At 66.1% G+C, this 7,377-nt stretch carries 8 protein-coding genes; 3 read left to right on the top strand and 5 right to left on the bottom strand.

Annotated elements, in window-relative coordinates; all coding sequences use genetic code 11:
- The 3 genes from earP to G3N93_RS30425 form a co-directional block, all read left to right on the top strand.
- Positions 1-621: elongation factor P maturation arginine rhamnosyltransferase EarP (gene earP, locus G3N93_RS30435; RefSeq protein ID WP_206134612.1), on the top strand; the 621-nt coding region annotated here is incomplete at its 5' end.
- 127 nt (positions 622-748) lie between these two features.
- Positions 749-1,306: an elongation factor P gene (gene efp / locus G3N93_RS30430; RefSeq protein ID WP_011351421.1), complete on the top strand. Its 558-nt coding sequence runs from the start codon at positions 749-751 to the stop codon at positions 1,304-1,306.
- A 269-nt stretch (positions 1,307-1,575) separates the two neighbouring features.
- Positions 1,576-2,961, top strand: coding sequence for a sigma-54 dependent transcriptional regulator (locus tag G3N93_RS30425; RefSeq protein WP_206134611.1), 1,386 nt, complete (start codon positions 1,576-1,578; stop codon positions 2,959-2,961).
- 190 nt (positions 2,962-3,151) lie between these two features.
- Here the strand turns inward: G3N93_RS30425 and nagZ are convergent, their stop codons facing one another.
- The 5 genes from nagZ to era all read right to left on the bottom strand — a co-directional run bounded on the left by nagZ (position 3,152) and on the right by era (position 7,193).
- The gene (gene nagZ / locus G3N93_RS30420) at positions 3,152-4,180 is read right to left on the bottom strand and encodes a beta-N-acetylhexosaminidase (RefSeq protein ID WP_206134610.1); all 1,029 of its coding nucleotides are present in this window, start codon (positions 4,178-4,180) and stop codon (positions 3,152-3,154) included.
- Between the two features lie 16 nt (positions 4,181-4,196).
- The gene (gene acpS / locus G3N93_RS30415; protein ID WP_011351418.1) at positions 4,197-4,625 is read right to left on the bottom strand and encodes a holo-ACP synthase; all 429 of its coding nucleotides are present in this window, start codon (positions 4,623-4,625) and stop codon (positions 4,197-4,199) included.
- 72 nt (positions 4,626-4,697) lie between these two features.
- Positions 4,698-5,474 carry a pyridoxine 5'-phosphate synthase gene (gene pdxJ, locus G3N93_RS30410; RefSeq protein ID WP_174944478.1) on the bottom strand — a complete coding sequence of 259 codons (777 nt, stop codon included), beginning with the start codon at positions 5,472-5,474 and terminating at the stop codon, positions 4,698-4,700.
- Complete coding sequence (gene recO / locus G3N93_RS30405) at positions 5,471-6,307, bottom strand: DNA repair protein RecO (RefSeq protein WP_011351416.1); 837 nt, start codon at positions 6,305-6,307, stop codon at positions 5,471-5,473. Before recO ends, pdxJ begins: the two co-directional genes overlap by 4 nt.
- Positions 6,294-7,193: a GTPase Era gene (gene era / locus G3N93_RS30400; RefSeq protein ID WP_069256156.1), complete on the bottom strand. Its 900-nt coding sequence runs from the start codon at positions 7,191-7,193 to the stop codon at positions 6,294-6,296. Before era ends, recO begins: the two co-directional genes overlap by 14 nt.
- Positions 7,194-7,377 lie beyond the last annotated feature (184 nt).

The raw sequence follows: 7,377 nt of genomic DNA, 5'->3' as shown, positions 1-7,377 counted from the left end.
CGACGCTCTGCCGGTCCCGGCGGCGCGCCGCCGGCCACCGGCACGACCGGCGGCGGCCTGTTCGGGTACGGGAATCCGGCCGTCGACGCGCTGCTCGCGCAATGGCGCGACGGCCCGTCGCCGGTCGTCGCACTCGTGCCGGCCGGCCGCGTGGCACCTGCCGTCGCACGTTTTTTCGGGGTCGAGTCGTTCGGCGCGGGCACGCATGCGCGCAGCGGTAACCTCGCTGCGCACGGGCTCGCGTTCGTCCCCCAGGCCGACTACGATCCGTTGCTGTGGGTGGCAGACGTCAATTTCGTACGCGGCGAGGATTCGTTCGTGCGGGCGCAGTGGGCCCGCAAGCCGTTCGTGTGGCACATCTACCCGCAGGCCGACGACGTGCACCTGCCGAAGCTCGACGCCGCGCTCGCGCACCTGTCGGCCGGCCTCGCCGATGCCCCGCGCGCGGCCCTCGAGCGGTTCTGGCACGCGTGGAACGGCGTCGGCACGCCCGACTGGGCCGATTTCTGGCAGCACCGCGCCGCGCTGGACGCCAACGCCGCCCGCTGGGCCGATGCGCTCGCGGCCGTCGGCGATCTCGCCGGAAAGCTGGCGGAATACGCAAAATCTCAGTTAAAATAAGCGGTTATCCGACGGCTGACCAGGCAAGCGCTCGCTTTTGGCGTCCACCGGAACGCACCGCTTGCGCCGTCAGCCGTTGCGCAACGCTCAGGCACCTATTTATTTGATTTGATCAGGACAGTTTTTTATGAAAACCGCACAGGAACTCCGCGTAGGCAACGTCGTGCAGATCGGCAGCGACGCATGGGTCATCGCCAAGGCTGAATACAACAAGTCGGGCCGTAACTCCGCCGTCGTCAAGATGAAGATGAAGAACCTGCTGACGAACGCAGGTCAGGAAGCGGTCTACAAGGCTGACGACAAGTTCGACGTCGTCGTGCTCGACCGCAAGGAAGTGACGTACTCGTACTTCGCCGATCCGATGTACGTGTTCATGGACGCCGACTACAACCAGTTCGAAGTCGAAGCGGAAATGATGGGCGAAGCGCTGAACTACCTCGAAGACGGCATGGCTTGCGAAGTCGTGTTCTACAACGAGAAGGCGATCTCGGTCGAACTGCCTACGGTCCTCGTTCGCGAGATCACCTACACGGAACCGGCAGTCAAGGGCGACACGTCGTCGGGCAAGGTGCTGAAGAACGCGAAGCTCGCAACGGGCTTCGAACTGCAAGTGCCGCTGTTCTGCAACACCGGCGACAAGATCGAAATCGATACGCGTACGAACGAATACCGCAGCCGCGCGTAATCGCCAGCGATACCCGCATCGAACAAAGCGCCCTTCGGGGCGCTTTTTGTTTGTCCGGCGCCAACAACCGGGCGGGAGTCAGGCTCATGTAAAGCACAAAATCCACCGGTAAAGATATTCAATTTGTATCATCGGTAACTGTTTTATAGCGCCGGAGAAATAATGCTCGTTACGCGTTCAGCGGGGCATAAAATCAGTTTTTAATCTGACATGCGGCTGCGGCCCCGTTGGCCGACAGCCCGCCTCTCTTGACTCGACTCGCGTCCACCATGCCACACGCCCTGATTGTCGAAGACGATCCCAACAGTCTGTCCGGCCTCACCGCGCTGCTCGCCGCGGACGGCTTCTCGGTCGACACGGCCACGTCGCTCGCCGAAGCGCGCACGGCGCTTGGCCGCTCGATTCCCGATGTCGTTCTCGTCGACCTGAACCTGCCGGACGGCAGCGGGTTCGACCTGCTCCAGCACCTGCCGCAGCAACAGCCGAACGGCTCGCTGCCCGTCATCGTGCTGACGGGCAATGCGACGGTCGAGAGCGCCATCGAGGGCCTGCGTCACGGCATCTGGGACTACCTGCTCAAGCCGATCAACATTCCGCGCCTGCGCAGCCTGCTCGCGCGAATCCCGCGCCCCTACGAACTGATCGACGAAGTGCAGTCGTTGCGCGCGTCGCTGCGCCACCTCGGCCGCTTCGGCGCACTGGTCGGCCGCAGCGACGCGATGCAGCACGTGTACGACATGATCGAGCACAACGCGCGCACCGAAACGGCCGTCCTGTTCTCGGGCGAAGCCGGTACCGGCAAGAAGCTGGCCGCGCGTACGCTGCACGACCTGAGCCGGCGCCGCAAGGGGCCGTTCGTGTCGTTCGACTGCCGGACGATCGCGCATGCCGGCCGGCATGGCGCATCGCTCGACAGCGTGCTGTTCGGCCATGAGCGCGGCGCGTTCGACGGCGCAGAGCGCCGCGAATCGGGCCTGTTCGAACAGGCCGGCGGCGGCACGCTGTTCCTCGACGAAATCACCGCACTGCCGCTCGTGCTGCAGGAAGCACTGCTGCATGCGCTTGATTCGCAGAACTTCATGCGGATCGGCGGCACGAGCTCGATCACGAGCGATTTCCGGCTGATCGCGACGACGCGCCGCCCGGCACGCGAAGCGGTCGCGAACGGCACGCTGCGCGAGGACCTTTGGCTGCGCCTCGATGCGGCATCGATCACGATGCCGCCGCTGCGCGAACGCGACGGCGACGCGCTCGCGATCACGGACGCGCTGATCGACGAACTGAACCGCGACGCGCGCGCAACCGGCCGCAGCACGACCGACAAGCGCGCGGCACCAGGTTTCGTGCGGGAGTGCCTGTCCTACGAGTGGCCGGGCAACGTGCGCGAACTGCAGGAGCGTGTGCGCTTCGCGTACGATGCATCGGGCGATTTCATCGAGACGCTGCGCGCAGGCGAGCCGAGCTTCTCGGCTGGCGCCGCGCTGAACGGCAGCAGCGTGCAGATCAAGGTCGGCACGCCGCTGTCCGACGTCGAGGATCTGCTGATCCGCGCGACGCTCGACGCAGTCGGCGGCACGCGCCACCGCGCGGCAACGCTGCTCGGCATCAGCCCGAAGACGCTGTACAACAAGCTGCAGCGAATGAAGGTGAACTGAGCGGTCGGCAATGTTCGCAGGCACTGGCAAGGCTTGACCGTTAGTTGCATCAATACTCGCTTCACCGACCTGCCTGATTCCTGAAACCGTCCGGTTCGCACCGGCAGTAGTCCATAAAAAAAGCCGCGCAATTGCGCGGCTTTTTGTTTCGGTGACCGGAATGGCGCAGATCGCGCCATCCTCTCCCCGCTCAGGCCAGTGCGCTGCTCAACAGCGCCTGCGCCTGCAGGTACTCGGGTTGCGCGATCAGCTTGTCCCACTTGAGCGCCTTGCCGCGCGCACGCATCCGCTTGATGCGTCGTACCGACTCGTCCGTTGCCCGCGCTTTCAGCCCGTTCAGCACGACCTCGGCCGCGTCCGGCTGGTTGCAGACGAGCACCATGTCGCAACCGGCCGCGAGCGCGGCGTCGGCCGCCTGCGTGAGCGTGCCGCCTTCGCGCGCAGCCTCCATCGACAGGTCGTCGCTGAAGATCGCGCCCGTGAAGCCGAGCCGCCCGCGCAGGATGTCCTGCAGCCATACGCGCGAGAAACCGGCCGGCCGCTTGTCGACCTGCGTGTAGATCACGTGCGCGGGAATCACCGCCGACAGCGACAAGCCGAGCCAGTCGTACGGCGCGACGTCCTGCTTGAGAATCGCGTCGAGCGTGCGGTCATCGGTCGGCAGCGCGACGTGCGAGTCGGCCTCCGCGAAGCCGTGCCCGGGGAAATGCTTGCCGCAGTTCGCCATCCCGGCGAGCGACAGCCCGTGGTTCAGGCTCTTCGCGAGCAGCGTGACGACGCGCGGATCGCGATGGAACGCGCGATCGCCGATCACTTTCGAGTGCCCGTAGTCGAGGTCGAGCACGGGCGTGAAGCTCATGTCGATTCCGCATGCGCGCAGCTCGGCGGCCAGGATGTAGCCGACGGCCGTGCCGACCTTCGTTGCGAGCAGCACGTCGCGATCCCACAGCTCGCCGAGGCGGCGCATCGCAGGCAGCACCGTGAAGCCGTCGGTGCGGAAACGCTGCACGCGCCCGCCTTCGTGATCGACGGCGATCAGGATGTCTTCGCGCACCGCGCGGATCGAGTCGGTCAGCGCGGTCAGTTGCGCGCGGTTCTGGAAATGCCGCGCGAACAGGATCACGCCGCCGGTATTCGGATGCGCGAGACGCCGCGCATCGTCGCGCGACAGGGCCGTGCCGACGACGTCGAGCATGACCGGGCCGGGAGTCGTTTTCATCGAATCGGGAATTCCGTCAGGAGGAGGTTCGGGAAACAGGTGCAGGCGCGGCGTCCGTCTCGGCAACCACGAACGACACCGCGTAGTCGCGTTCGTCGCTGACCGTCACGCGCGCCGTGATGCCGCGGGCGGCAAGCCAGTCGGCCAGCTCGCCCGACGCGACCACGTACGGCTCGCCGCTCGGGTGGTTGAGGGTCTGCAACGCACGCCACGTCATCGGCCAGTGCATGCCGAGCCCGATCGCTTTCGAGAACGCTTCCTTCGCGGAAAAGCGCGTCGCGAGGAACGCGATGCCGCGCGCCTCGGAGCGGGCACGGCGCGCATGGAACACGCGCAGTTCGTCGGGGCCCAGCACTTTTTCGGCAAACCGGCCGCCCGTGCGTTCGAGCACGGCCGCGATGCGGCTCACCTGGGCGATATCGGTACCGATGCCGTAGATCGCCATGTCAGTACTCGCCGGTGCGACCCGGCCGGACCAGGTCGGGCATGACGCGCGACGCGCGGCGGCACTTCATCTTCAGCGTGCGCCGCCGTGCAGCGCGGCAACGCGCGCGGCGACCATGATCGCCTTCATTTCGCGCACCGCGTTGTCCCAGCCCGCGAAAATCGCATGCGCGACGATCGCGTGGCCGATGTTCAGTTCGACGATACCGTCGATCGCGGCGATCTGCTGCACGTTCGTGTAGTGCAGGCCGTGACCGGCATTGACCTTCAGGCCGAGCTGCGCGCCGGCCTGAACGCCCGTGACGATGCGCTCGTATTCGCGCTGCTGCTCGGCTTCGTCGTGCGCTTCGGCGTAACGGCCCGTATGCAGCTCGATCACCGGCGCACCCGCTTCGTGCGCGGCACGGATCTGCGTCTCGTCCGGGTCGATGAACAGCGACACGCGCACGCCCACGTCGGCAAGCTGCTTGCATGCCGCACGCACGGCCTCGAAGTGGCCGGCGACATCGAGACCGCCTTCGGTCGTCAGCTCCTCACGCTTCTCCGGCACGAGACACGCGTCGTGCGGGCGCACTTCGCATGCGATATCGAGCATCTCGGCCGTCACCGCGCATTCGAGGTTCATGCGCGTCTTCAGCAGCGGGCGCAGCTTGCGCACATCCGCGTCGACGATGTGGCGGCGATCCTCGCGCAGGTGCAGCGTGATCGCATCCGCACCGGCTTCTTCGGCGGCAAGCGCCGCGCGGATCGGATCGGGATAGGTCGTACCGCGCACATTGCGCAGCGTCGCGACGTGGTCGATGTTCACGCCGAGGTCGATGGCGGTGGGCGTTGTCAGGAAGAAGCTCATAGGTTTTGCAGGTCGATCAGGATCTGACGCGTGGCAAGCGGCGTACCGCCGAGATAGGTGTTCAGCAGGAAGCGCATCAGCGTCTTGCTTTGCGCAACCGTCTGGGCTCGATGGTAATCGTCCTGCTCCATATCGAGCAACGTCTGTCCGGAAATGACCGGCCAGTGTGATGGGACTTCATCGTCCGCATTGCGCACGCCACGCTCGGGATCGAACACGTAGCGACGATCAGGCTCGACCGCGCGGCGTGCGACCGTGCGGTTCAGCGCCATCGCGTAGCCGGTTTCGCGCAGCAGCACGCGCTCGAACGAGCGCAGCACCTGCACTGCGGGCTCGCCGTGTGCGAGGCGCGTAAGAGTCAGCACGTAATGATTGAAGAGCGGCGGCTGGGGATCTTCGCGCGCGCAGAATTTCACGAGCAGCTCGTTCGCGTAGAAGCCGCACAGCAGCCCGTCGCCGCCGAGCGGCAGCATCCCGCCGACCCACTCGGCGCCCGTCAGCGTGCGCACTTCGGATTTGCCGGACCAGGACAGCAGCAGCGGCTGGAAGGTCTGCAATACGCCGCGCAGCGCGGAGTGCGGGCGCTTCGCGCCCTTCGCGACGAGCGCGAGCCGGCCATGATCACGCGTCAGCACGTCGATGATCAGGCTCGTTTCCCGATACGGGTAACTGTGCAGCACGTACGCCGGCTGCTCGGCGACACGGAAATCGGACGTGCGAGACGTCGCGCGCCGCGCCTTGCGCGGCGGTTCAGGCGGCGCCGGCAGCGGCGCGTCGTTCGCGCCGGCCGTCACCGCGTCTTCAGTCGACGTCAGCGCGTCATTCGTACCCATAGGCGCGCAGCCCCGCCTCGTTGTCCGCCCAGCCGCTCTTCACCTTCACGAAGGTCTCGAGGTACACGGGGCCGTCGAACAGCTTCTCCATGTCCATCCGCGCCTCGGTGCTGATCTGCTTGAGCTTCTCGCCCTTCTTGCCGATCACCATCGCCTTGTGCGAATCGCGCTCGACGAGGATCGTCGCGAAGATGCGCTTCAGGCGCCCTTCCTCTTCGAACTTGTCGATCAGCACGGTGCTCGTGTACGGAAGTTCGTCGCCGGTCCAGCGGAACACCTTCTCGCGCAGGATTTCGGCTGCGAGGAAACGCGAGCTGCGATCGGTCAGCTCGTCCTCGCCGTAGATCGGCTCGCCTTCCGGCAAGTACGGCTTGATCGTGTCCAGCAGGCGCTTGATGTCTTCCGGGCGCTGCGCCGACAGCGGCACGAGCTCGGTGAATTCGCGCAGCGTGCTCATCTGCTGCATGAACGGGAACAGCGTCGCCTTGTCGGTCACGCGGTCGATCTTGTTCGCGATCAGCAGCGTCGGCATGCCGGGCGGGATCAGGTCGAGCACCTTCTGGTCGTCGGGCCCGAAGCGGCCGGCCTCGATCACGAACAGGATCACGTCGACTGAGGTGAGCGTCGACGTGACCGCGCGGTTCAGCGAACGGTTCAGCGCGGTGCTGTGGCGGGTCTGGAAACCCGGCGTATCGACGAACACGAATTGCGCGTCGTCGAACGTATTGATGCCGGTGATGCGGTGGCGGGTCGTCTGCGCCTTGCGCGACGTGATGCTGATCTTCTGGCCGACGAGTGCGTTCATCAACGTCGACTTGCCGACGTTCGGGCGGCCCACGATCGCGATCATGCCGCAACGGAAACCGGTAGGAGCGGGAGTGTTCATATCGTTTGGGAGACAGGTTCGGAAACGGCCGCGCGGCGCGCGGCACGATCGATGGGCAATTCAGTGATCGGCATCGGCCACGCGCGCCTGCGCGGCAGCGAGGCTCGCGCCGCCTGGCGGCGTCTCGGAATCCGGCGCCGCGGCGTCGCGTGTGCGCGCAGGCGCAACCGCACGCGAAGCGGGG

Source organism: Burkholderia sp. Se-20378 (assembly GCF_017104665.1).
Taxonomy (GTDB): Bacteria; Pseudomonadota; Gammaproteobacteria; order Burkholderiales; family Burkholderiaceae; genus Burkholderia; species Burkholderia lata.
The sequence above is the reverse complement of the archived record's forward strand: the minus strand, read 5'-3'. Positions and strand labels throughout refer to the sequence as shown.

What these genes read in the sequence shown, in the direction of transcription:
- pdxJ (WP_174944478.1), bottom strand. Translation starts at nt 5,474, where the DNA reads ATGAGCTTCTTCCTGACAACGCCCACCGCCATCGACCTCGGCGTGAAC.
- era (WP_069256156.1), bottom strand. Translation starts at nt 7,193, where the DNA reads ATGAACACTCCCGCTCCTACCGGTTTCCGTTGCGGCATGATCGCGATC.
- efp (WP_011351421.1), top strand. Translation starts at nt 749, where the DNA reads ATGAAAACCGCACAGGAACTCCGCGTAGGCAACGTCGTGCAGATCGGC.
- recO (WP_011351416.1), bottom strand. Translation starts at nt 6,307, where the DNA reads ATGGGTACGAATGACGCGCTGACGTCGACTGAAGACGCGGTGACGGCC.
- G3N93_RS30425 (WP_206134611.1), top strand. Translation starts at nt 1,576, where the DNA reads ATGCCACACGCCCTGATTGTCGAAGACGATCCCAACAGTCTGTCCGGC.
- nagZ (WP_206134610.1), bottom strand. Translation starts at nt 4,180, where the DNA reads ATGAAAACGACTCCCGGCCCGGTCATGCTCGACGTCGTCGGCACGGCC.
- acpS (WP_011351418.1), bottom strand. Translation starts at nt 4,625, where the DNA reads ATGGCGATCTACGGCATCGGTACCGATATCGCCCAGGTGAGCCGCATC.